26 protein-coding genes and 1 riboswitch are annotated in these 23580 nt (G+C 72.6%); of the genes, 1 reads left to right on the top strand and 25 read right to left on the bottom strand.

Translation table 11 applies throughout. The features are described from left to right. Positions 1–44: 44 nt before the first annotated feature. The 10 genes from hisG to U5C87_RS13565 all read right to left on the bottom strand — a co-directional run bounded on the left by hisG (position 45) and on the right by U5C87_RS13565 (position 6686). Complete coding sequence (hisG, locus tag U5C87_RS13610) at positions 45–890, bottom strand: ATP phosphoribosyltransferase (protein WP_030201930.1); 846 nt, start codon at positions 888–890, stop codon at positions 45–47. 14 nt (positions 891–904) lie between these two features. Then, entirely contained in the window at positions 905–1168 is a 264-nt protein-coding gene (locus U5C87_RS13605) for a phosphoribosyl-ATP diphosphatase (protein WP_028785574.1), read from the bottom strand. A gap of 44 nt (positions 1169–1212) precedes the next feature. Then, complete coding sequence (gene ribH / locus U5C87_RS13600; RefSeq protein ID WP_330473086.1) at positions 1213–1683, bottom strand: 6,7-dimethyl-8-ribityllumazine synthase; 471 nt, start codon at positions 1681–1683, stop codon at positions 1213–1215. Next, complete coding sequence (gene ribB / locus U5C87_RS13595; protein WP_330473085.1) at positions 1680–2948, bottom strand: 3,4-dihydroxy-2-butanone-4-phosphate synthase; 1269 nt, start codon at positions 2946–2948, stop codon at positions 1680–1682. The genes ribH and ribB overlap by 4 nt, the downstream gene beginning before the upstream one ends. Next, complete coding sequence (locus U5C87_RS13590) at positions 2945–3550, bottom strand: riboflavin synthase (RefSeq protein WP_330473084.1); 606 nt, start codon at positions 3548–3550, stop codon at positions 2945–2947. The genes ribB and U5C87_RS13590 overlap by 4 nt, the downstream gene beginning before the upstream one ends. A 10-nt stretch (positions 3551–3560) precedes the next feature. Beyond that, entirely contained in the window at positions 3561–4679 is a 1119-nt protein-coding gene (ribD, locus tag U5C87_RS13585) for a bifunctional diaminohydroxyphosphoribosylaminopyrimidine deaminase/5-amino-6-(5-phosphoribosylamino)uracil reductase RibD (RefSeq protein WP_330473083.1), read from the bottom strand. 3 nt (positions 4680–4682) lie between these two features. Continuing rightward, a complete protein-coding gene (locus U5C87_RS13580) occupies positions 4683–5441 on the bottom strand; it encodes a nicotinamide mononucleotide transporter family protein (protein WP_030201916.1) in 759 nt (252 codons plus the stop codon). 117 nt (positions 5442–5558) lie between these two features. Then, positions 5559–5687: riboswitch (FMN riboswitch) on the bottom strand. Between the two features lie 75 nt (positions 5688–5762). Further along, positions 5763–6137: a YciI family protein gene (locus U5C87_RS13575; RefSeq protein WP_330473082.1), complete on the bottom strand. Its 375-nt coding sequence runs from the start codon at positions 6135–6137 to the stop codon at positions 5763–5765. Positions 6138–6227: 90 nt separating this feature from the next. Then, on the bottom strand, positions 6228–6530 hold the full coding sequence (locus tag U5C87_RS13570) for a DUF7668 domain-containing protein (protein ID WP_330473081.1): 303 nt from the start codon (positions 6528–6530) through the stop codon (positions 6228–6230). Between the two features lie 9 nt (positions 6531–6539). Continuing rightward, the gene (locus U5C87_RS13565; protein ID WP_330473080.1) at positions 6540–6686 is read right to left on the bottom strand and encodes a hypothetical protein; all 147 of its coding nucleotides are present in this window, start codon (positions 6684–6686) and stop codon (positions 6540–6542) included. A 173-nt stretch (positions 6687–6859) separates the two neighbouring features. On the opposite strand from U5C87_RS13565, the gene U5C87_RS13560 reads away from it, so the two are divergent. After that, on the top strand, positions 6860–7363 hold the full coding sequence (locus tag U5C87_RS13560) for a GNAT family N-acetyltransferase (RefSeq protein ID WP_330473079.1): 504 nt from the start codon (positions 6860–6862) through the stop codon (positions 7361–7363). Between the two features lie 86 nt (positions 7364–7449). On the opposite strand, the gene U5C87_RS13555 is transcribed toward U5C87_RS13560, so the two are convergent. The 15 genes from U5C87_RS13555 to rpoZ all read right to left on the bottom strand — a co-directional run bounded on the left by U5C87_RS13555 (position 7450) and on the right by rpoZ (position 23517). After that, positions 7450–7842: a hypothetical protein gene (locus tag U5C87_RS13555; RefSeq protein ID WP_330473078.1), complete on the bottom strand. Its 393-nt coding sequence runs from the start codon at positions 7840–7842 to the stop codon at positions 7450–7452. Between the two features lie 61 nt (positions 7843–7903). Further along, on the bottom strand, positions 7904–10180 hold the full coding sequence (locus U5C87_RS13550; RefSeq protein ID WP_330473077.1) for an FG-GAP-like repeat-containing protein: 2277 nt from the start codon (positions 10178–10180) through the stop codon (positions 7904–7906). A 150-nt stretch (positions 10181–10330) separates the two neighbouring features. Beyond that, complete coding sequence (locus U5C87_RS13545) at positions 10331–10513, bottom strand: hypothetical protein (RefSeq protein ID WP_330473076.1); 183 nt, start codon at positions 10511–10513, stop codon at positions 10331–10333. A 29-nt stretch (positions 10514–10542) separates the two neighbouring features. Next, positions 10543–11199: a ribulose-phosphate 3-epimerase gene (gene rpe / locus U5C87_RS13540; protein ID WP_030201910.1), complete on the bottom strand. Its 657-nt coding sequence runs from the start codon at positions 11197–11199 to the stop codon at positions 10543–10545. 29 nt (positions 11200–11228) lie between these two features. Next, positions 11229–12005, bottom strand: a complete 777-nt coding sequence (locus U5C87_RS13535; protein WP_330473075.1) for a class I SAM-dependent DNA methyltransferase — start codon at positions 12003–12005, stop codon at positions 11229–11231. A gap of 240 nt (positions 12006–12245) precedes the next feature. Continuing rightward, positions 12246–13811: an RsmB/NOP family class I SAM-dependent RNA methyltransferase gene (locus U5C87_RS13530; protein ID WP_330473074.1), complete on the bottom strand. Its 1566-nt coding sequence runs from the start codon at positions 13809–13811 to the stop codon at positions 12246–12248. Beyond that, on the bottom strand, positions 13804–14751 hold the full coding sequence (gene fmt / locus U5C87_RS13525) for a methionyl-tRNA formyltransferase (protein ID WP_330473073.1): 948 nt from the start codon (positions 14749–14751) through the stop codon (positions 13804–13806). Before fmt ends, U5C87_RS13530 begins: the two co-directional genes overlap by 8 nt. 1 nt (position 14752) lies before the next feature. After that, positions 14753–15298 carry a peptide deformylase gene (def, locus tag U5C87_RS13520; RefSeq protein WP_030201904.1) on the bottom strand — a complete coding sequence of 182 codons (546 nt, stop codon included), beginning with the start codon at positions 15296–15298 and terminating at the stop codon, positions 14753–14755. Positions 15299–15340: 42 nt separating this feature from the next. Beyond that, on the bottom strand, positions 15341–16615 hold the full coding sequence (locus U5C87_RS13515) for an MFS transporter (protein ID WP_330473072.1): 1275 nt from the start codon (positions 16613–16615) through the stop codon (positions 15341–15343). Beyond that, on the bottom strand, positions 16612–17148 hold the full coding sequence (locus U5C87_RS13510; protein WP_330473071.1) for a helix-turn-helix domain-containing protein: 537 nt from the start codon (positions 17146–17148) through the stop codon (positions 16612–16614). Before U5C87_RS13510 ends, U5C87_RS13515 begins: the two co-directional genes overlap by 4 nt. 85 nt (positions 17149–17233) lie before the next feature. Then, positions 17234–18502, bottom strand: a complete 1269-nt coding sequence (locus U5C87_RS13505; protein WP_330473070.1) for a saccharopine dehydrogenase family protein — start codon at positions 18500–18502, stop codon at positions 17234–17236. A 109-nt stretch (positions 18503–18611) separates the two neighbouring features. After that, positions 18612–20654 carry a primosomal protein N' gene (locus U5C87_RS13500; RefSeq protein ID WP_330473069.1) on the bottom strand — a complete coding sequence of 681 codons (2043 nt, stop codon included), beginning with the start codon at positions 20652–20654 and terminating at the stop codon, positions 18612–18614. Positions 20655–20670: 16 nt separating this feature from the next. Continuing rightward, a complete protein-coding gene (metK, locus tag U5C87_RS13495) occupies positions 20671–21894 on the bottom strand; it encodes a methionine adenosyltransferase (protein ID WP_330473068.1) in 1224 nt (407 codons plus the stop codon). Positions 21895–21988: 94 nt separating this feature from the next. After that, positions 21989–23227, bottom strand: coding sequence for a bifunctional phosphopantothenoylcysteine decarboxylase/phosphopantothenate--cysteine ligase CoaBC (gene coaBC, locus U5C87_RS13490; RefSeq protein ID WP_330473067.1), 1239 nt, complete (start codon positions 23225–23227; stop codon positions 21989–21991). 26 nt (positions 23228–23253) lie between these two features. Then, positions 23254–23517 (bottom strand): DNA-directed RNA polymerase subunit omega, encoded by a 264-nt coding sequence (gene rpoZ / locus U5C87_RS13485; protein WP_030201887.1) that lies wholly within the window; start codon positions 23515–23517, stop codon positions 23254–23256. Positions 23518–23580 lie beyond the last annotated feature (63 nt).

The raw sequence follows: 23580 nt of genomic DNA, 5'->3' as shown, positions 1-23580 counted from the left end.
GCGGTCCCTCCTCGCGTCGGGCTCCACCCGTCAGGCTCCACGCGTCACAGCCGGCAGGCCGCGATGTCGGTGACGAGGATGGCCCGCGCGCCGAGGTCGTAGAGCTCGTCCATGAGCCGGTTGCGGCCGATGCGCGGCACCATGGCCCGCACCGCGACCCACGCGTCGTCCTGCAGCGCCGACACCGTCGGCGACTCGAGGCCCGGGGTCAGCTCGCAGGCCCGGTCGACGAGGTCCTTGGGGCAGTCGTAGTCGAGCATGACGTAGGTGCGAGCCGTGATGACGCCTGCGATGCGCCGCTGGAGCACGTCGATGGCCTGCTCCTCACCGGGGCGGTCGCCACGGATGAGGACGGCCTCGGACCGGAGGATCGGCTCGCCGAAGACCTCGAGACCCTGCTGACGCAGGGTCGTCCCGGTCTCGACGACGTCGGCGATGCAGTCGGCGACGCCGAGCGTGATGGCCGTCTCGACGGCCCCGTCGAGACGCACGACCTCCGCCGAGATGCCGCGGGCGGCGAGGTCGGAGCGGACGAGACCGGCATACGACGTCGCGACCCGCTTGCCCTCGATGTCCTCGACGGTGGCCACGAGACCCGGCTTGCCGGCATACCGGAAGGTCGAGGCACCGAAACCGAGCGGCATGACCTCGACGGCGTCCGAGCCGGAGTCGAGGAGCAGGTCGCGCCCGGTGACGCCGGCGTCGACCGTGCCGGAGCCGACGTAGACGGCGATGTCGCGGGGGCGCAGGTAGAAGAACTCGACGTCGTTCTCGGCGTCGGAGACGACGAGCTCCTTGCTGTCACGGCGCGTGCGGTAGCCCGCCTCACGGAGCAGCTCGACGGTGACGTCGGACAGGGAACCCTTGTTGGGCACGGCGATTCGCAGCATGGGGATGGAAGTCCTCAGAGGTGGGAGTAGACGTCGTCGAGCGAGATGCCCTTGGCGAGCATGAGGACCTGCAGATGGTAGAGGAGCTGGCTGATCTCCTCGGCGGCCTCGTCGTTCGACTGGTACTCGGCGGCCATCCACACCTCGGCGGCCTCCTCGACGATCTTCTTGCCGATCGCGTGGACGCCGGCATCGAGCTGCGCGACGGTGCCCGAACCCTCGGGTCGGGTCTGCGCCTTCTCGGCCAGCTCGGCATACAGCTGCTCAAAGCTCTTCACGGTGCCCCAGCCTACGTGTGGCGCGGGGACTCCCCCGACGCCGCTCACGTCGCGGCGACGCCGCGGAGCGCGACGACCGTCGCGACGGCTGCCGTGGCGGCCTCGTGGCCCTTGTCCTCCGCGGACCCCGGCAGCCCGGCGCGGTCGATGGCCTGCGCCTCGTCGTCGCACGTCAGCACCCCGAAGCCGATCGGGGTGCTCGTGCGGACCGACACGTCGGTGATCCCGACCGTCGCGGCCTGGCAGACGTAGTCGAAGTGCGGGGTGCCGCCGCGGATGACGACGCCCAGCGCGACGAGGGCGTCGTAGCCGTCCGCGAGCGACGCGCACGCGACGGGGAGCTCGAAGGTGCCGGGGACGCGCACGACGTCGACCTCCGTCACGCCCGCGTCCGCGAGGCCCCGACGGGCGCCGTCGAGCAGCCCGTCCATCACCTGCTGGTGCCAGCTCGCCGCGACGACGGCGACCCGCAGGCCCCTGCCGTCGGTGGTGAGGGTGGGTGCGCCGTCCTTCATGCCGTCTCCTTGGTGTTGCCGTTGCCGTGACCGCTGCCGTGGTGCCGGTCGCTCGTGACCGGGATGTCGTGCCCCATGCGCTCGCGCTTGGTGATGAGGTACTGCTCGTTGTCCTCGCCTATCGGGCCGTGCAGCCGCTCGACGGCGACGACGTCGACGCCGAGGTGGCGCAGCGCCGTGACCTTGTTGGGGTTGTTCGTCAGGAGCACGACCTGGGTGGCGCCGAGGTCGTGCAGGATCGCCGAACCGGCGGCGTACTCCCTTGCGTCGACGGGGAGCCCGAGCGCCGTCTGGGCATCGACGGTGTCGGCGCCCGCGTCCTGCTCGGCATAGGCGCGCAGCTTGTCGACGAGTCCGACACCGCGGCCCTCGTGGCCACCGAGGTAGACCACGACGCCGCCCTCACGGCCGATGCGCGCCATGGCGGCCTGCAGCTGCGGGCCGCAGTCGCAGCGCAACGACCCGAAGGCGTCGCCGGTGAGGCACTCCGAGTGCAGGCGCGTCAGAACGGGTCCCGCGTGGCCTCGCGCGTCGAGGCCACGGGGGCTGACGAGGGCGACGTGCTCGTCGCCCGTCAGGGTGTCGCGGTAGCCGTGTGCCGTGAAGGTGCCGTGGACCGTGGGGATCCGGGTCGTCGCCAGGCGCTCGACGCGGTCGAAGCGCTGCCGGTGGTGGACGAGCTGCTCGATGGTGATGACGGGCAGGCCGAACTCCCGACCCAGCTCGACGACGGCGTCGAAGCGCATCATGGTGCCGTCGTCGTGGACCAGCTCGCCGATGACACCGACGGGCGAGAGTCCCGCGAGCCGCGTGAGGTCGACGGCCGCCTCGGTGTGGCCCGGTCGGGTGAGCACGCCCCCGTGGCGGGCACGGAGCGGCAGGATGTGGCCGGGCCGGATGAGGTCGGTGGGCGTCGCGTCGGGGTCGGCGAGCACCCGCGCCGTCCGCAGCCGGTCGGCGGCGCTGATGCCGGTGGTGACGCCGGAGGCGGCGTCGACCGACACGGTGTAGGCCGTGCGCAGCGGGTCGCGGTTCTCGGCGACCATGAGCGGCAGCTCGAGCCGGTCGGCGATCTCGGCCGGCATCGGCGCGCAGAGGTAGCCGGACGAGTGGCGGATCGTCCACGCCATCCAGTCCTCGGTGGCGGTCTCGGCGGCGAGGACGAGGTCGCCCTCGTTCTCGCGGTCCTCGTCGTCGAGGACGAGGACGGGCCGGCCCGCCTGGAGCGCCTCGAGGGCGGCTTCCACGGTCGAGAGGCGGGTCATGACGTGACCTCCTGCCGGCGGGTGAGCAGGCGCTCGACGTACTTGGCGATGACGTCGACCTCGAGGTTGACGACGTCGCCGACTCCTTTGTGCCCCAAGGTCGTCAGGTCGAGCGTGGTGGGGATGAGGGAGACGCCGAACGCGTCGTCGCCGACGTGCGCGACGGTGAGCGAGACGCCGTCCACCGTGATCGACCCCTTCTCGACGACGTATGCCGCGAGGTCGGGTGGGAGCGTGAAGTCGACCGTCTCCCAACGGTCCCCGGGCGTGCGCGCCGTGATGGTGGCGGTGCCGTCGACGTGGCCCTGGACGACGTGGCCGCCGAAGCGGCCGTCGGCGGGCATCGCCCGCTCGAGGTTCACGGGGTCACCCGGAGCGAGCGAGCCGAGGCTGCTGCGCGCGAGCGTCTCGGCCATGACGTCGACCGAGAAGCCCGTCGCGTCGTGCTCGGTCACAGTGAGGCAGACGCCGTTGACGGCGATCGACGCACCGTGCGTCGCATCGCTGACGACGAGGGGGCCGTCGATCCGCAGGACGGCCGACTCGGGGCCGAGCTCGACGGCTGCGACGGTGCCGAGCTCCTCGACGATTCCGGTGAACATGACTGTCTCCTCAGGGTTCTGCGGGTGCGCGCGGGTCGGCGGCGGGGGCGCCGGACCCGGTGGTGGTGGCCGCGACGGCGGCGGTGATGGTGTGTCGTGTGCTGGCCGGGCCGGACGTGGGGACGGGCACCGCGTGGATGCGGATGTCTCCCCCGACGACGGCGACGTCGACGAGCTCGAGGCGCCGGACGTCCGAGATGGACCTGATGCCGAGGTCGGCGACTGCGGCGGGGCCGGCCCCGAGCAAGGCCGCTGACACATAGGCATAGACGTCGTCGACGAGGCCGGCGCCGAGGAAGGCCGCTGCGAGCGTCGGGCCGCCCTCGAGCCAGACGTCACGGATCCCCTTGTGCCACAGCAGGTCCAGCGCCTCGCGCGGGTCCTGAGTCTGCAGATGGACCAATGTGCCGGGCTCGTCGCGGACACGCGCGCCGGGCGGGACGGCTCGCAACCCCATGACAGCGCGAAGGGGCTGGTCGGGCGCGACCGCGCCACCCGGCATACGCACCGTGAGGCGCGGGTCGTCGGCGAGGACGGTGCCGGTGCCCACGAGGACGGCGTCGCGGGTCGCGCGCAGCAGGTGGACGTCGGCCCGGGCCTCCTCGCCCGTGATCCACTGGCTGCTGCCGTCGGCGGCCGCGCTACGACCGTCGAGGGTGGTGGCCAGCTTCCACGTGACGAGCGGGCGGCCGAGCGCCACGGTGCGGGCCCAGCGCTCGTTGACCGCGGCCGCCTCGTCGGCGAGGACGCCACCGCTGACCTGGACGCCCGCGGCGTGCAGCCGCTCGGCACCTCCGGCGGCGTCGGGGTTCGGGTCGGACTGGGCGAAGACGACCCGCGCGACGCCGGCCTCGGCGAGGGCGTCGGAGCACGGGCCGGTGCGCCCCGTGTGCGAGCACGGCTCGAGGGTGACGTAGGCCGTCGCCCCTCGCGCAGCGTCGCTCGCTTCGCGGAGCGCCTCGATCTCGGCGTGCGGGGTCCCGGCGCCGTGGTGGAAGCCCTCCCCCACGACCGCGCCGTCGGGCGCGACGATGACGCAGCCGACGCGCGGGTTGGGGTCGGGCCACGGCCCGGAGGCGGCGAGCTGGAGGGCTCGCCGCATCCAGGCCGGGGCCGCGGTGTCACCCATGGGTCAGCTCGACGTCCCGGTCAGCTGCGGCTCGACGTCGCGCTCGGCGACGCGCGACACCTTGACCCACTGGGTGAAGCCGTAGATGACGAAGAGGCCGTAGAACGTGTAGAGCACGCCGGTCGGCACGTAGTCGGTCGCGAAGGCGAACGGCACACCGACCAGGTCGACGGCGATCCAGGCGAGCCAGAACTCGTTCCAGCCGCGCGCCATGGCGTACGTCGCGACGATCGAGCCGACGAAGATCCACGCGTCGCACCAGTAGAACCACCACTCGGGCGTGAAGAACGGGTTCGGCGAGAGGTTCCAGAGCCAGACGAACGCCTGGTGCACGACGACGGTGCCGACGAGCCAGAAGGCGACGACGGCGACGCGCTCGCGACTCGTGGCCCACCGCGGCGTGATGGCGACGCCGCTCGCGTCGTCGGCGTGGTTGAGCCGGCGCACCTGCGACCAGCGCCACCAGCCGTAGATGCTCGTGACGATGAAGAAGACCTGACGGCCGGCCTGGCCGAACAGCGGGATCCGCTCGTCGGCGCCGAAGACGGCACCGAGGTAGACGAAGAACAGCATGATGTTGGCGAGGATCCCGACCGGCCACGCCCACACCCAGCGACGCATGCCGAGGTAGGCGGAGGCGAGCCCGATGAGCACGCCGATGAGCTCCAGCCAGTGCAGCTGGTAGGGCCCGATGGGGATCGTGGCGTCGATGGCCTGTTGGAAGACGTTCTTCGTCTGGTCGGCCAGAGCAAGAGCCTGCATGTGGTGTTCGTCCTTGGTGGTTCGTCGTGGCACGGACGAACTCCGGGGTACCTCCACACGCCCACGCGGTCCGGGCCGGCACGGACGACGCCGACGGCCCAGGCCACGACGGCCTGTTTCGTGCTGCCTCCCATCCGGACTTTCACCGTCGGTCCCGGAATTTCACCAGGTCAACCGGCCGCTGGATGCGGTCGGGTCGCGGACTTTAACCGCCGGCTCGGAATTACACCGACCCCGGAGCACGTAGAGCCAGTATGCACCCGTGACCGGACGCAGGTCACACCGTGACCGCGTGACGGCCACCACGGGTGCAGCCGCAGCTCATCCCTCGAGCACGACCGCCTGCAACGACCCGCCCTTGAAGCGGCGCACCTCCTGCGGCCAGCCGCACCCCTGCGCCACCCGCCCCGCCCACATGCGCGCGGCCTCGTCGTCGGGCACGTCCACGATGGTCAGCCCGCCGAGCCACTCCTTGGTCTCGACGAAGGGCCCGTCGGTGACGACCAGCTCGCCGCTCGTGGCGTCCGCGCTCGCGGCCTCCTCGAGCTCCTCGACCAGTCCGCCGGCGTAGACCAGGACGCCCTGGTCCTGCATGTCCCGGATGACGGCCGTGGACGGTTCGACGCGGCCCTCGAACCACGCCTCGTCGTGGTCGCCGACCCACTGCTGGTTGAAGTAGATGAGGTACTGAGGCATCGTGCTCCCCTTCGTCGGGCGGACCCGGTGTCCGCCACTACAGACGCTACGAACAGCAGTCTGCCGATACGACACCCACCTCGCCCCTCGTCACAGCACGTGGACGTCGGTGATCTGCACCTGGCCCGAGGTGCTGACCTCGCCCTCCGCGCTCAGGTCGCTCGGCGACTCAGCCCGGGTCCAGAGCGGCACCACGATGTATGCCGTGCCATCGTCGCGTGGGACGTGCTCCGTCCGCGGGTGTTCCCAGAGCTCGTCCGGCTGGACGACAAGCTTCGTCCCGTCCTCACCGTACTCGTGCACCCACGCCATCAGCTCTGGTCGCTGCCCGGCCACGAGCTCGTCCAGGGCCCTTCGCACCGCCTCACGGTCACGCTCCGGAATCCCGCCCATGCACCGACCCTAGGGGGTGTCAGGTGCCCGGTCGCGGCGTCGGCGGCGGCGTCGCCCGACCCACTGCACCGTCTCGCTCACGGCAGCGGCGGCGGCCGCAGCCAGGGTCAGGGCCGTCAGAGCCAGGTCTCCCTTGTCGTGGTCGCGCAGCCGCATGTCCTCCTCATGCCCGCTGTCGCACGGGTGAAACCTGTCGTCGCGGCAGCCCGACCGGTGCCCACACCGCTGCGTCATGCGCCCTGTGCCGACCGATGGGCTACGGTCCCGTCGGTATGGAACCCGGTCACGGAATTTGCTCGCAGCTCCCCTGGCCGTTGACCGACGGGCGCGTGACCGTGCGGCCGGCCTGCGACGCCGACGCAGCCGCATTCCTCGGCTACAAGCGTCGCCCCGAGTGCCAGGCCTACGTCACCCGCACCGTCGACACCCTCGAGCAGTCGACGTCCCTCATCGCGGAGCGCCTCGACGAACCCGACTCCCTGCTCTGCGCGGTGCTGGTGGACGGCCACGTGGTCGGTGACATGGGCGGCCGGCGCTACCGCCCGGAGTCCCTGGGCCCGGAGCCGGACGTCCACGACTTCTACCTCGGCTACACCGTCGACCCCGACCGCTGGAACCAGGGAGTCGCCAGCGCTGCGGTCGCGCTGCTGGTCCCGGCCCTGCACCGGGTCGGCATCCGCCGCATCGTCGCCAAGACCTTCGCCGAGAACGCTGCGTCCCTCCGGGTCCTGACCTCCAACGGGTTCTGCCACGAGGGCACGGAACGGCTCGCCGTCCTCGGCAGGGACGGCCGCTGGCTCGACGACTGCACGCTGGCGCACCTGGCCACCTAGTCCCCGAGCCGGCCGTGCCGGCCAGGTCAGCCAGGTCCGCCGGACGGGCGACAGCCCGCCACCACTGACGACAGCGGCAGCGGCGATCAGGACAGCCCGGCGAGCCACTCCTCGACGGTGGGCACCCGCTGCACGAGCGGGTGGAGGTAGAAGACGCTCTCGTGCCGGATCTCGCCGATGAGGACGACGTGGTCGAGGTCGCCGGCCCTGGAGCGCACCAGGGCAGCGCCGAGCTCGACGAACATGCCGCGTCCGTCGTGCTCGGAGGCCACGACGAGGACGGCGTCGGCCTCGACCACCGCGTCGAGCTCCTCCGAGGCCATCCGGGCAGATCGCTCGGCCTGGCTCGCGTAGTCCTCAGCGAACGACACGTCCGCGCTCCAGTCGAGCGTCAGCTCGTGACCAGCGGCGAGCACGGCGTCCTGCACCTGCCGAACCGTGGCGACGTCGGCGACCGGTCCCGAGACGTAGATCCTCATCCCGGCACCCTGTCAGCCGCCGACGACAGTCCCGAGGACGGCAGTCTCGCGGACGACCGCATCAGACGAAGCTGCCGAAGCCCTTCGAGACCAGCACCCGGCCGGAGAAACCACCCTTGCCGTTGCCCTTGTAGACGTAGAGGTAGCCGTTCGGGGCCAGGGCCAGCAGGTCGTTGCGACGGTCACCGGTGAAGTCACCCATCCCGGCGATCTGGGCGAAGGAGTTCCAGCTCGTGCCGATCTGCTTCCGGGGCCGGAAACCGCCGGCCCCGTTCCCGGGATAGAGCCAGATTGTGCCGTCGCTCCGGCGCGCGACGAGGTCGTTGCGACGGTCGCCGTCGAGGTCACCGACGCCGACGATGCTCGTGAAGGACTGCCACCCGCTCCCGACCTTCTTCGGTGCGTAGAAGTGCGCCCAGTCCTTGTTGATCCAGAGGTACATGTCCCCGTTGTCGGCGACCGTCAGCACGTCGGCCTTGGTGTTGCCGTTGAAGTCGCCGGGCGTCACGATCTGCCGGTAGGCGTTGAACCGCCCGGGCAGGATCGAGTTGAACGCGGTGAGGCGGTTGCCGTTGTAGGCCCACCACGACTCGTCGTTGCCGGAGTACGGGACCGCGAGCGCGTTGCCGCCGAAGAAGTCGTCGTTCGGCTTGGCCAGCGAAGGCAGGAGCACGCGGAGGTCGCCGAGGCCCGAACCGACTCGCGTGCTGCCCGAGATCCCGCCGGCGCCGTTGCCGCGGTAGATGTAGGCGACGTTGCCGCGCGTCACGCCGACGATGTCGGCGCGGCTGTCGTTGCTGACGTCCACGGTGACGAAGAGTCGCTGCCGCGCACGCGGGGTGGCCTTGACGGTGCGTGCCGAGCCGACGCCGACGACGTTCTTGGCGCGGACCGAGAAGGTGTATGCCGTGTTGTTCGTCAGTCCCGAGACGGTGAGTTCTCGTGTGGTGCCGCCCACGGCGTACGTCTTGCCGCCGGGCGAGACGGTGACGGTGTAGCCCGTGATGGCGCTGTACCCGTCGTCGGCCGATGCGTCCCACCGCACCCTGGCCGACCGGTCCGACGCGGTCGCCCCGAGCCAGTTGGGCCCCGCCGGCACGGTAATCACCTTCAGGTCGAGGGCCGAGAGGTCGACGGTGTGCGTGGCCGGGCAGGACCGGTTGCACGACAGGTATCCGCTGCGGCCGTACTCGCTGTAGTTGCCCGCCTTGTCACGCAGCACGACCGCGTCGACGCGCCACGACCCCGGGCTCAGGGTGGGGAGGCGACCCGAGGCGACTCCCGGGCCGGTGACCTTGGCCTCGAGGTCCCATCCGTAGGGCCGCTGCGGCTCGAGCGTCGCGCTGTACCGGATCGTGACGCTGTCGAGGGCCTGCTCGGTGGCCGTGTAGGCGACCGTGCCCATCGAGCCGCTGGTCAACGACTTCTTCGTCAGGGCGATGGTGGAGAGGACGGGCGAGTCGTAGTCCGCGGAGGACCCGGTCACCGCGACGGTCGTCGCCGCGAAGGGAAGCGTGTGCGTCGTCGGGCCCGTGACTCCAGCCGGACTGACCTGGACCGCACCGGTCCTGAGGTACGTCGAGGCGTTGCCGGCCAGGTCGCGGACCACGACGGAGCTGAGCGAGTAGGTGCCGTTGGGCATCGTGGCAGGCACGACTCCGACGACGGAGCCGCGGTCGGTCGGGTCCGCCAGGAGCTGGAAGGACCGGCTCCCGTTGGAGAAGACGGCCCCTGCCGCGGAGTCGGTCGGTCCCACGGGCGGGTTCGTCTCGTCGACCGCGATGTGGAGGCGAAGGACCTGTCCGACCGGGGCGGACGACGAGGGCAGGCTCACCGAGCTCAGCAGCGGCGCCACCGTGTCAGGCGTCGACCCGCTGACGGTGAACGAGTGCGTGAGCTGGAGCGCGGAGGCCGTGGGGCAGTCGGGCTGGCACATGACCCATCCGGGCCCGTACTCCGAACGGTTGCCCGCTGCATCGGTCAGCGTGACCCGGTACAGGTAGGCCTTCACGTTGGCGAGCCCGTCGGGGACGGTCGCCGATGCGGCGCCGGTGAGCGGCAGGTCGTGGCCGAAGTCCCACTCCGTCCGTCGCTGCGCCCCGTCGAGGAACGAGGCCTCGATCGACACCGTCGGCGAGTCGTCGGTCACCGCGTAGGAGATGGTCACCGGGTCGCCCGGCTGGACGTCCGCGGGCGAGGTGAACGTGATGGAGTCGAGCCGCGGCGCGACGTCGTCGACGGCCCACGCCGCCGGCGCCGTCACGGCGATCGTGGTCGCGGCGAGCCCCAGGGCCAGGAGCGTGGCCAGCCGGGTGCGAGCCTGGGCATACGAGAGCACGGGTTCCCCTGTCGGACGTGTGAGTCGAGCGAAGCATAGGGGCTCGAAACGTCGAAAGGACGGATCAGGACGAACTGCTCGACACGGCATACCCAGGGGGTCGTCCGGAGCGCGAGCTGTCCACTCCGTCGGGCCGCCCGCGCCCCGGGATCAGACCAGCGGGAGCATCGTCCGACAGGCCTCGACGCCGTGCAGCTCGACGTCGTGACGCCGACCCGGCTCCCAGCTCTCCCACGTCAGGCGCCACCGGTTGAGCTGCGCGGGCTCGCCCTGCTGCGTCGCCCACCCGAACCCGTGGGGCTCGTAGCCGAGCGCGCGCGAGATGATGCGCACGTCGAGGAGCGGATAGCGGCGCGTGCTCGTCAGTGGCGGTGCCCGGTCGCGAGGGCGCGCAGCTCCTCGACTGCCTGAGCGGCGTCATCGGCCCCGTAGACGGCCGACCCGGCGACGAACACGTCCGCCCCCGCCTCGGCGCACTGCTCGATGGTGTCGGCGCTGACCCCGCCGTCGACCTGGACCCAGATCTCGCCGCCGTGGCGGCGCACGGCCTCGCGCACCTGGCGCACCTTGGGCATCTGGTCGGCCATGAACGACTGGCCGCCGAAGCCGGGCTCGACGGTCATGACGAGCACCATGTCGAGGTCCGGCAGCAGCTCTTCGTAGGGCGCGAACGCCGTGCCCGGCTTGAGCGCCATCGAGGCCCGCGCGCCGGCCGCGCGCAGCGTCCGAGCGAGGGCACGCGGGTCACGTGCCGCCTCGACGTGGAAGGTCACCGACTGGCAGCCGGCTTCGGCGTAGGAGGGCGCCCACCGGTCGGGGTCCTCGATCATGAGGTGCGCGTCGATCGGGATCGGGCTCACCTTGAGCAGCGCCTCGACGACGGGCAGGCCGAGGGTCAGGTTCGGCACGAAGTGGGCGTCCATGACGTCGACGTGCGCCCAGTCGGCGCTCGCGATGCGCCCCAGCTCCGCCTCGAGGTTGGCGAAGTCGGCGGACAGGATGCTCGGTGAGATCTGCACGCGCACAGCCTAGGGCCGGGCCGTCGGTGTCACTCCGCGGCCTTGGTCCAGACCGAGACGTGCGACTGCGACTCGGCGGTGAACGCCGAGCGGTCCCAGTCGGCCCAGCGGTCGCGCAGGGTCAGTCCGGCGATGCGCGCCATGAGGTCGAGCTCGGCGGGCCACACGTAGCGGTGCGCCGACGCCCCGTACCTCGCGATGCGGCGCCCGTCGGCGTCCTCCCCGGCGTGCGTGTAGTGGTGCGACACCGACAGCTGCGTGACGACGTCGACGGTGTCGAAGCCGACGTGGCTCTGCCCCACGTGGAAGGGGACCGCCGTCTGCCCCGGAGGCATCCGGCGCAGCTGCGGCACGAAGACCTCGATGACGAACGCTCCCCCGGGCGCGAGCTGCGCCGCGACGGTGCGGAAGCACTCGACCTGCGCGTCCTGGGTCAACAGGTTGGTGATGGTGTTGTAGACGAGGTAGGCGACGCGGTAGCCGCTGCCGACCTGCGTCGTCGCCATGTCCCCGATCGTCACCGGTAGCCGGTCGCCGCCGGGCTTGCTCCGCAGCTGCGCGACCATCGCCTCGGAGAAGTCGATGCCGTGCACCTCGACGCCGCGCTCCGCCAGCGGCAGGGCCACCCGACCGGTGCCGATCGCGAGCTCGAGCGCCGGCCCCTCCCCCGCGAGCTCGTGCAGCACGTCGACGGTGGGGCCGAGCACCTCCGGCGCGAACATGTGGGCCGAGCCCGCGTCGTAGCTCGGGGCCACCCGCTCGTCGAAGGCGCTGGGCTCGAGGTCGTCGATCGCGTATGCCGTCACGCCACCACCCTGCCCACCCGATGGTCCCGTGGTCGACCGAGTTTCCGAAGCAGCGCACGACCCACCGTCGAGCGCGCAGTTCCCGACGGCTGGGCACCAAGAAAACTGTGCACTCGACCATCGAGTGCACAATTCCCGACGCCCTGACGCGAACGAAACTGTGCACTCGACGTGGGGGTGGCGTCGGGAAGTGACCACTCGAGCTGGTCTGGGGAGCGCCCGTGGCAGACGGACGGTTGGTCAGTGCTTGCGCAGCAGGGCGAAGAACATCGCGTCGGTGCCGTGGACGTGCGGCCACAGCTGCACGTACGGTCCTTCGCCGAGATCGGGGAGCTGGCGTCCGGCCGCGTCGACGAAGAGCGGGCGGGCGTCGACGAGCTCGATGTCGTCGCGGCGCTTGAGCACGTCGGCTACGACGAAGCGTGTCTCGTTGAGGTGGGGGCTGCAGGTGGCGTAGCCGACGAGGCCGCCGGTCGCGGTCGCGTCGATGCCCGAGGTGAGCAGCTCGCGCTGCAGCCCGGCCAGCGCCGCGACGTCGGCCGCCGTCCGTCGCCACCGGGCCTCGGGCCGACGCCGCAGCGCCCCCAGCCCGGTGCACGGCGCGTCGATGAGCACGCGGCTGAAGCCGCCGGGCTCGACCTCGCCGAGGTCACGCCCGTCGCCGTGCCGCACCTTGAGGCTCGTGTCGGCCTCACGTGCAGCGACCCGCGCCGCCGCGAGCGTCTGCCACACGAGGTCGGCACGGTGCTCGCTGATCTCGTTGGCCACAAAGGGGATTCGCCGCTCGATGGCGAGCGAGGCGAGCAGGCCGGCCTTGCCACCGGGGCCGGCGCACAGGTCGAGCCAGCGCTCGTGCCGGGACGCGTCACCCTCGATCTCTGCGCCGGCCAGCGCGAGCACGAGCAGCTGCGAGCCCTCGTCCTGCACGGCGGCGCGCCCGTCGCGGACGGCCGCGATGGCTCCGGGGTCGCCCTCCGGCAGCGTCGCCCCGACGGGGCTCAGCCCGGAGCGCTCGGCTCCGGCGTCCTCGAGCTCGTCGAGCGACGCGAGACCCGGGCGCGCGACGAGCGACACCTTGGCCGGCGCGTTGTCGCTCTCGAGCAGCGCCGTCAGCGACGCGTCGACGTCTGCCGGACCTGCGACTCCGTGCCCGATGAGCGCCGCCCGCAGGGCCTTGGCGATCCAGACGGGGTGCGAGGTGCGCAGGGCCAGACGCTCGACGGGGTCGCTGACACCCTCGGTGACGAGATCGGCCCAGGCCTCGGGCGCGCGCTCGCTGATGCGCCGCATGACAGCGTTGACGAAGCCGGCGGCGCCGGCGCCGTTGACCTGACGGGCCAGGGCCACGGTCTCGTCGACGGCCGCGTGGCTGGGCACGCGCATGCCGAGCAGCTGGTGCGCGCCGAGCCGGAGCGTGTCGAGCACGTTGGCGTCGATCTTGTCGACGGGGCGTCCCGCCGCCGACGCGATGATCGCGTCGTAGAGCCCCGACAGGCGCGTCGCGCCGTAGACCAGCTCGGTGGCGAAGCCGGCGTCCCGACCGCCGATCCGCTTGTCGCGCAGCAGCTTCGGCAGCGCGAGGTTGGCGTAGGCGCCGTCGGCGATCTCGCGCATCGCCGTGTAGGCCGCCAGCCTCGGCGCATCCGTGCGCCGGGCTCGCTCCGAGGGTCGCTGCTCGGACCGGTGACCGGCCGAGCGCTCGCGGGCCTGCGGACGCTGGCGCTCACCGCGCCGGCCGTCGCCACCTCGACCCTCACCACCACGGCCGTCGCCCCTCGAACCGTGTCCTCGTCGCTCGTCACTCATCGCCGACCCGCTCCCCCGCCTCGATGCGCGTGCCCCGCGCCCAGTCCGCCGCCGGCATCGGCTTCTTGCCGTGCGCCTGCACCGTGCCCAGGCGCACCGGCCCGGTGCCGGTGCCGACGAAGACGGCCTTCTTCGTGACGACGAGCTCGCCTGCAGCCAGGGGCGAGCCGTCGGGGAGGTCGCCGACCGAGGCGATGCTCACGGGTGAGACCTTGAGGCGCTCTCCCCTGAACGTGGTCCACGCCCCGGGCGCCGGGGTGCAGCCGCGCACGAGCCGGTCGACCGCGATGGCCGGCCGGGTCCAGACGATGCGCGCGTCGTCGACCTCGATCTTCGGGGCGAGCGAGACGCCCTCGGTCGGCTGCGGGACCGCGACGAGCTCACCGGACTCGAGCCCGTCGAGGGTCGCGACGAGCAACCCGGCTCCCGCCGTGGCCAGCCGGCCCAGCAGGTCGCCGGAGGTGTCGGTCGGACGGATCGTCTCGGTCATGACGCCGAGCACGGGCCCGGTGTCGAGGCCGCGTTCGAGGACGAAGGTCGACGCACCGGTCACCTCGTCGCCGGCCATGATGGCGTGCTGCACGGGCGCAGCCCCGCGCCAGGCGGGCAGGAGCGAGAAGTGCAGGTTGATCCATCCGAGGCGCGGGATCGCGAGTGCGTCGGGCGGGACGATGTTGCCGTAGGCGACGACGGGGCACGCGTCGGGCGCGAGCGCCGTCAGGTCGCGCAGGAAGTCAGGGTCCTTGGCGCGGACCGGGGTCAGCACGGGCACCCCGAGCTCCTCGGCGCGGCGCTTGACGGGCGAGGCCTCGAGCCGCCGCCCGCGACCGGAGGGCGCGTCGGGCCGGGTGACGACCCCGACGAGCTCGTGCCGGGAGGACGCGACGGCATCGAGGCTGGGCACGGCCACCTCGGGCGTGCCGGCGAAGACGACCCTCATGTCACATCGCCCGGCCGAAGGTGGAGTGCGGGCTGATGCGCACCTCGGGCGGGTTGTCCGCGAACCAGTCGGCCTCGCGGATCGCGCGCATCGCCTCGCGGCGCGCCTCCGGGTCGAGGCGGTCGACGAAGAGGATGCCGTCGAGGTGGTCGGTCTCGTGCTGCACGCAGCGGGCGAGCAGCTGGGTGCCCTCGAGCCGGACGGGCTCACCCCACATGTTCTGGCCCTTGGCGACGACCGACAGCGCGCGCTTGGTGTCGAAGGCGAGTCCCGGCATCGACAGGCAGCCCTCGGGCCCGTCCTGCTCGTCGTCCGAGAGGTCGAGCACGGGGTTGACGAGGTGGCCGAGCACGCCGTCGACCCAGTAGGTGAAGACCCGCAGGCCGACGCCGATCTGCGGCGCGGCGAGGCCGGCGCCGGGGGCGTCGAGCATCGTGTCCTCGAGGTCCTTGACGAGGACGCGCAGCTGCTTGTCGAAGTCGGTGACCTCGGCGGCCGCGGTCCGCAGGACCGGGTCGCCGAAGAGTCGGATGTCCTTGATCGACACAGGTCTCCAGGGGGTCGTGGAAGGCGGTGGGGCGCCGCCAGTCTAGGACCGTGCCCGCTCGTCGGCCGCCGCCCCGGTCGTCGCGGGGTCCTCGCTCGTGCGGCTCAGGTCGCGCACCGAGCGCGACAGCAGCGCGGAGAGGGAGATCACGACGTAGACACCCGCGCTGACGAGCATGAGGGTCTCGGTGGCGACGGCCGTCGCCAGCCAGCCGTAGAGGAACGTGCCGATGGGGATCGCGACGAACGATCCGAGGGCGTCGTAGCTCGAGACCCGCGAGAGGACCGACACCGGCACGTGCTCGTGCAGGGCGGTGCTCCACCCGACGCCGAACACCTCGACCGCGGCGCCGGCGAGGAAGAAGCCCACGGCGACGGGCACCAGGGCCGGGGCCACCCCGAGCAGCACCATGGGCACCGCGAGCACGCAGATGGCGAGCATCCCGGTGCGCAGGGGGTGCCGGAGCCGCAGTCTCAGCATGACGAGGGTCATGAGCACGGTGCCGACGGCCTCGGCGCTCAGCACGATGCCCCAGCCCGCCTCTCCGATCGACGCGGACGACTTCGCGATGAGCGGTCCGAGCACCCCGACGACGCCGGTGTGGATGGCGTTGGTCAGCCCGAAGACGAGCACGATGACCCACAGCCACTCGCGCCGGGTGAACTCGCCCCAGCCTTCCCGCAGCTCGCGCACCAACGAGGGTCGCGGGGCGCCTGCCTCGTCCGAGCGACGCGGCAGACCGACGCGGGCGAGGCAGACGGTGGCGACGGCATACGTCAGCGCGTCGACGGCGAGCGCCCACCCGGGACCGACGCCCACGACGAGCAGGCCGGCGACGGCGGGACCGATGATCGACAGGCCGCTCCGGCTGAAGGACAGCAGCGCGTTGGCCTGCTGCAGGCGGGACCGGTCGACGACGAGGGGGACGACACCCATCATCGCGGGCATCGTGAACGCCGAGACGGCGCCGTTGACGCCCTCGATGACCGTCACCTGGGTCAGCGTCGCGTCACCGCTGATGATGAGGTAGGCCGCGAGCGCCTGGGTGAGGCACGTGAGCACGTGCGACACCTGGAGCACGACGATCCGCGAGAAGCGGTCGGCGACCACGCCGCCGACGAGCAGGAAGACGACCATCGTCAGGGTGCGCACCCCGAGCACCTGCGCGAGGGCGCCGGCGGACTGGTCGATGTGCAGCACGGCGAAGGCGAGGGCGACGGGCACCATGACCGAGCCCGCGGTCGAGACGGTGCGCGCCGTGAAGTACCACGCGAAGCGACGGTCCCCCAGGGCGCCGAGCGACTCCTGGATCCTCATCGGGCCTCCCCCTCACCCTCGAGCCGGAACGCGGCGACCGAGAGGCTGGCCCGCACGGTGCCCTCGGTGCGCGGCGGTCGGGCGGCGGCGTGGAAGAGCCGGCTCGCCTCGGTGACGAGGGCGAACACCTGGTCCCACACCTCCGGCTCGACCCACAGGTCCGCGTCGGTGAACTGCGCGCGCTCGCCGCGCCGGCGGGTGGCGAAGCGTCGCGGGATCGCGTCGGCGAGCACCCGCGCATAGGCGAGGCGGTCGTCCTCCGTGGCCGACGTGCTCGGCGGACGCTCGGCGTCCCACGGGTGGCGGTACTTCTTCGCCCGCCCTCCGCGGACGCTCTCCTCACCCGCGACCTCGAGCAGGCCGGCCGAGTGCAGCAGGCGCAGGTGGTAGCTCGCGTTCGCCTGCGTGACGCCGAGCTCGCGCGCGACCTCGGCGGCACTCAGCTCGGCGCCGGTCAGCAGCGAGAGCATCTGCAGCCGCAGCGGGTGGGCCGTGGCGCGGAGCTCGCTGATCCGCTCGCCCTCCAAAGACATATTTGGGAGTATGCCGCCGGGTCGGCTCGACCGTCAAGCGTTTCTTTGGGGGTCTGGCCAGTCCGTCTCCGACCAACCGAGGACGTCAGTCGTCGCGCTGGTCGTCACGCTCGACGTCGAAGACGAACCCCTGGGCACGCAGGCGCTCGACGAGGACGTCCCCGAGCGCCGTGGCCGGGGTGCACACGCCCGCGCGCCGGGGCACTCCCTCGTCGAGGGCGAGCGACAGCGCCGTCTGCCCGAGCATGACGGCGGTGCCGCCGTAGCCGGGGTCGTAGTCGGCGCCCACCTTGGTCCGGTAGCGCGCGCCGGTCGTCGTCGTCGAGCGGATGTCAAGGCGGAAGCGGCCGGCCGCCTGCGTCTCCGGGCTCGGTCCCTCCCCCGGCTTGGGCAGGAAGCGGTCGATCACGGCCCGGGTCGGCCGGAAGGCCATCCCCGCCACGACTCCCCCGAGCCCGACGGCCATGCCACCGGCCATGACGGGAGACATCGGCCCGGAGCCGAAGTCGGTCGCCTCCCGGTAGCGCAGGTCGCGCCCGTAGGACCAGTCGGTCAGGGTGTTGGACAGGCGCACGATGCGCGTGTTGAACGACGCCATGACGAACGGACCGGTCCACCGGCCCGTCCGGGAGTCACGCTCGACGGGCACCATTCGCCGCAGGCGGTCGAGGACGCCCGTGGCGGGGCGGCGGCCAGACGACGGCTCCTCTGCGCGTCGCGGGCTGAGCCCGTAGGGGTCGCCCAGGACCCGGCGTGCACCCGCGTCGGACCGGGCCGTGATCGCCTGCTGCCGCGCGGAGTCGACGGTGCCGCCGGAGAAGCCGCCCTTGAGCGAGCGCACGAGCAGGGTCGTCTCGGCGAGCGTCCCCTCACCGTCGGCGGCGACCCGCTCGGCCGTCGTGAGGACGCCGAGGTCGGAGGGGATGGAGTCGAAGCCGCAGGCGTGCACGATCGCCGCGCCGGTCTCGCGGGCCCGGGCGTCGAGCTCGTCGAGCGACCACCGGACGAAGAGCACCTCGCCGGTGAGGTCGGCGTAGTGCGTCCCGGACTCGGCGCAGGCACGGGCCACCTCCTTGCCGTGGGTCGCGTAGGGGCCGACCGTCGTGACGAGGACCCGGGTGCGGGCGGCGAGGGCTCGCAGACCCGGGGCGTCGGTCGCGTCGACCGCGACGAGCTCCCACGACGACGCCTCGGCGCCGAGCTCGACGCGCAGCGCCTCGAGCTTGGGCCGCGAGCGTCCCGCGAGGGCGATCCGCACGTCGGATCCGGCGTTCCGGGCGAGGTGGGCGGCGGTCAGGGCCCCGACGAAACCGGTGGCGCCGTAGAGGACGATGTCGAGCTCGCGATCGGGCATGCCGTCACTCTGTCACGCCCCCACCGACGTCGAGTGCCCAGTTCCCGACGTCGGGATGTGGGCACTCGACTGGCCCGGGCCGTCGAGTGCACAGTTCTCGACGGGACCGTCAGAACATCTCGAGCGGGTCGACACGGACCGCCACGACGTCGGTCTCCTTGCGCGCGGAACGAAAAGCCTTGAGCGCGAGCAGTGCCCGCGTCAGCGACTCGGTCTCGGACGCGGGGACGCGCACGAGCGCGTGGTGGTCGGCGGGTGCCCGCTCCGGTTCCCCGTCGGCGGGCGGCCGGCGCGGCGGGCCGCTGGTGTGCGAGAGCCGGACCGGGCCGAGCACCTGGGCCGCTGCAGGCAGGTCAGCCTGCTCGAGCGCCTCCTCGAGAGCCCGCCGGCCACCGGTCAGCTGTGCCATCCGGACGGCAGGTGGCAGACCGAGCTCACGGCGTTCGGCGAGCTCGCGCGCCGCGAGCCAGGCCGGGTCCCACCGGACGAGGGCCTCGACGGCCGGCAGGGCCACGGCCTCCGGGGCCCCGCTCAGCACGACGGCCCGCCCCTCCCTCGCGAGGGCGGCAGCCGCCATCCACCGGCGCAGCGCCTCGAGCGGTGCGTCGAGCGTGGGCAGGTCGAGGCTGGCCCACGCGTCGAGCAGGAGCACCGCGGTGTAGCCGCCGTCGGCCACGGGCTCGGCGCCCGGCGTGGCGATGACGAGAGCGGGCTCACGGCCGACCGAGGCGAGCACCTCACCGGACCCGGACGTGTGGACGGGGAAGCCGGGGAACGCGCGGCCGATCTCCTCCGCCGTGCGACGGGCACCGGTGATGGACGAGCGCAGCCGGCGCGACCCGCAGTTCTCGCACGCGAAGCCGTGCCCGGCGAGGGACAGGCCGCACCACCGGCAGGCGGGCGCCGACCCGGCCGCCCCGAGCGCCACCGGGCCCTGGCAGCGGGCGCACCGGACCGGGGTGCGGCACTCGGCGCAGCTGAGCGACGGCAGGTAGCCGCGACGCGGCACCTGGACGAGCACGGGCCCGTCGACGAGTGCGTCCTTGGCGACGCGCCACGCCCGGGACGGGATGTGGGCCCGCGCCGAGGGGCCGTCGCGCTCCTCGTCGAGGCCCTCACCGGCGATGGTCACCCGCGGGGCCGCTGCCCGGAGCAGTGCCGGCTCCGCCTCGACCGGCACGAGCGCCCCGGACTCGACGTCCACCTGCATGCGCAGGCTGCGGCCGAATCCCCCGGCGAGCAGCGCCGCCCCCGTGGCCGCGGCCCGCAGGCCGAGGACGACGCCGGCGTGGTGGTACGGCGCGCGGGGCTCGGCGAGCAGGTCGTCTCCGTCGTCCCACCAGGCGACGAGCCCGAGGTCGTGGACCGGAGCGAAGGCGGCCGCGCGCGTGCCGATGACGACCTTGACGTGCCCGCGCAGCACCTTGAGCCAGGCGGTGTAGCGCGCCTGAGGCCCCTGGTCGGCCGTCAACCGCGCGTGCCGGCCCTTGCCCAGCACCGCGGTCAGGGCCGCGTCGAGCCGGTCGACGTCGCGGTGGTCGGGCACGACGACGAGAGCGCCGCGACCGGCGGACAGGGCGGTCGCCGCGGCGACGGCCAGTGCCGCCGGCCAGTCGGCGTCCCCGCGCCGCCCCGGCAGCGCGGCCCAGGCCGCAGCCGGTCCCTCCCCCGACGCGACCCGGCGCAGCCACGCCGGTCCCGCGGCGTAGGCGGTCCACGGGCCGGGCTCGGGCGGCGTCACCTCCTCCACGGCAGGCGCCTTCATCGCCAGGTTGCGCTCAGCAGTGGCGTGGCGCTTCGGCACCGCCAGGCGCAGCACGTCGCTCAGCGTGCCGGCATACCGGTCGGCGACCGCGCGGCAGAGCGCGAGCACCTCGGGGGTCAGGACCGGCTCGGCACTGACGACCCGACGCAGCGGCGTCAGCCGGCCGGCGTGCTGCGGCTCGTCACGGCGCTCGACGACGAAGCCGTCGAGCTCGCGGCCCGAGAACCGCACCCGCACGCGCGCCCCGGGGACGGCGTCCGCATCGAGCTCGTCCGGCACGGCGTACTCGAAGACACGGTCGAGGTGCGCGAGCGGGGTCTCGACGACGACAGCAGCGACCGGCCCTGCGGCCGGTCGCTGTGTGCTCGTGTCGTTGTCGTCGCCCACGAGGGCGAACCTATCCTCAGCGGGAGACGGCGTTGCGCAGGGCCTCGACGCGGTCGGTGCGCTCCCACGTGAAGGGGTTCTCCACGCCGTCGGCCTTGGTGCGGCCGAAGTGGCCGTAGGCCGCCGTCGGACGGTAGATCGGGCGCAGCAGGTCGAGCGCGTCGACGATCGCGGCCGGGCGCAGGTCGAAGACGTCGCCGATGGCCTGCTGGATCGAGTCGACCGGCACGGTCTCGGTGCCGAAGGTCTCGATGTAGAGACCGACGGGCTGGGCCTTGCCGATGGCGTAGGCGACCTGGACCTCGCAGCGACGGGCCAGGCCCGCGGCGACGACGTTCTTGGCGACCCAGCGCATGGCGTAGGCGGCCGAGCGGTCGACCTTGCTCGGGTCCTTGCCCGAGAAGGCGCCACCACCGTGACGGGCCATGCCGCCGTAGGTGTCGACGATGATCTTGCGGCCGGTCAGGCCGGCGTCACCCATCGGGCCGCCGATCTCGAAGCGACCGGTCGGGTTGATGAGCGCGCGGTAGCTGCTGACGTCGAGGTCGGTGCCGCTGTCGCGCAGCTCGGCGAGCACGGGCTCGATGACGTGCGCGCGGATGTCGGGCTCGAGCATGCCGTCGAGCGACACGTCGGGCGCGTGCTGGGTCGAGAGGACCACGGTGTCGAGCGAGACGGCCTTGTCACCCTCGTAGGCGATGGTGACCTGGGTCTTGCCGTCGGGGCGCAGGTAGGCGAGCTCCTCGCTCTTGCGCACCTGCGTCAGGCGCTCGGAGAGCCGGTGGGCCAGGAAGATCGGCAGCGGCATGAGCTCGGCAGTGTCGTCGCAGGCGTAGCCGAACATCAGGCCCTGGTCGCCGGCGCCCTGCTTGTCGAGGATGTCCTCGATGTCGCCGGTGCGGTGCTCGTGGGCGGTGTCGACGCCCTGGGCGATGTCGGGCGACTGCGCGCCGATGGAGATCGAGACGCCGCAGGTGCGACCGTCGAAGCCCTTCTGCGAGCCGTCGTAGCCGACCTCGAGGATGGTCTCGCGCACGATCCGCGGGATCTCGACGTAGGCGGTCGTCGAGACCTCGCCCGCGACGTGGACGAGCCCGGTCGTGACCATCGTCTCAACCGCGACGCGCGCCTGCGGGTCGTCGGTCAGGAGGGCGTCGAGGATCGAGTCGCTGATCTGGTCGCAGATCTTGTCCGGGTGTCCCTCGGTGACGGACTCGGACGTGAACAGACGTGCGGACACTTGCTCTCCCTCGGTCGGGTGCGGAGTTGGTGCGGGTGGTTCGGCGGCGCGGGGCCTGCGGATGGCAGGCCACGCTGGGGCGAGAGTCTAGTGCTCAGTCCAGCAGCGGCGAGATGGTGTCCCACAGCGCGTCGGCGACGGCGTCCTTGGACGTCGGGCCGACCGTGGTGACGGCGTCGCTGCCGCGCCGCAGCAGGTGCACGGTCGTGTCGTCCTTGCCGAAGGTCATGTCGGTGCCGACCTCGTTGACGACCTGCAGGTCGCTGCCCTTGCGGGCGAACTTCGCGCGGGCGTGGTCCATGACGCTGCCGTGCGCGTCGCCGGTCTCGGCCGCGAAGCTCACGACGAAGGGCCTGGTCGCTCCCCGGGCCGCACGGGCCTCGACGAGCCCGCGCACGATGTCGGGGTTCTCGACGAGCTCGACGCGCAGGCCGGCGTCGGGGTCGCTCGACTTCTTGATCTTGCTGTCGCTGACGGCGGCGGGCCGGAAGTCGGCCGGGGCCGCGGCCATGACGACGACATCGGCGTCGCCCGCCGCGTCCTCGACGGCCCGCTGGAGCTCGAGGGTGGTCTCGACGGCGACGACGTCGATGCCGTCGGGCACGGGGACGGAGACGTTGGCGGCCACGAGGGTGACCTCGGCGCCGCGCTCGGCCGCGGCCCGGGCGATGGCCACGCCCTGCTTGCCGGACGAGCGGTTGCCGAGGTAGCGCACCGGGTCGAGCGGCTCGCGGGTGCCGCCGGCGGAGACGACGACCCGGCGGCCCTCGAGGTCGCGGACGGAAGCCTCGGCAGGCGCGCCACCGTCACCCGCGAGGATCGCGAGGCACGCGGCATACAACGCCTCGGGCTCGGGGAGGCGGCCCGCGCCCGTGTCCTTGCCGGTCAGGCGGCCCACGGCGGGGTCGATGACGTGCGCGCCGCGCGAGCGGAGGGTGGCGACGTTGGCCTGGGTCGCGGGGTGCTCCCACATCTCGGTGTGCATGGCCGGCGCGAACGCGACCGGGCACCGCGCCGTGAGGAGCGTGGTGGTGAGCAGGTCGTCGGCCAGGCCGTGCGCGGCCTTGGCCAGCAGGTCGGCCGTGGCCGGGGCGACGACGACGAGGTCGGCGGACTGCCCGATGCGCACGTGCGGCACCTCGTGGACCGAGGTCCACACGTCGGTGCTCACGGGCTTGCCAGACAGGGCCGACCAGGTCGGCGCCCCGACGAACTGCAGGGCCGCCGCGGTGGGCACGACCGTGACGTCGTGCCCGTGCTCGGTGAAGAGCCGGAGCAGCGTGCACGCCTTGTAGGCGGCGATGCCGCCACTCACCCCGAGCACGACGCGCATCGGCTGCTCCGACCCCTCTGCGGTGCTCAGGCCTCGGTGGGCGTCGAGGTCAGCAGGCCCTCGTTGATCTCGCGGAGGGCGATCGACAGCGGCTTCTCGTGGACCTCGGTCTCGACGAGCGGGCCGACGTAGTCGAGCAGGCCCTCCTGCAGCTGGGAGTAGTAGGCGTTGATCTGACGAGCGCGCTTGGCGGAGTAGATGACGAGCGCGTACTTCGAGTCGGCAACGGTCAGGAGGTCGTCGATCGGCGGGTTGGTGATGCCGATGGGAGCTGCCTGGGTACCGGACACAGTGATCTCGTTTCGTTGGTTTCAGCGGGCGTGAGGTGTGCGACGCGACGTCGACGGCCACGC

This window comes from Terrabacter sp. C0L_2 (assembly GCF_036352015.1).
Taxonomy (GTDB): Bacteria; Actinomycetota; Actinomycetes; order Actinomycetales; family Dermatophilaceae; genus Terrabacter; species Terrabacter tumescens.
This window is presented reverse-complemented; position numbering and strand designations above follow the sequence as displayed.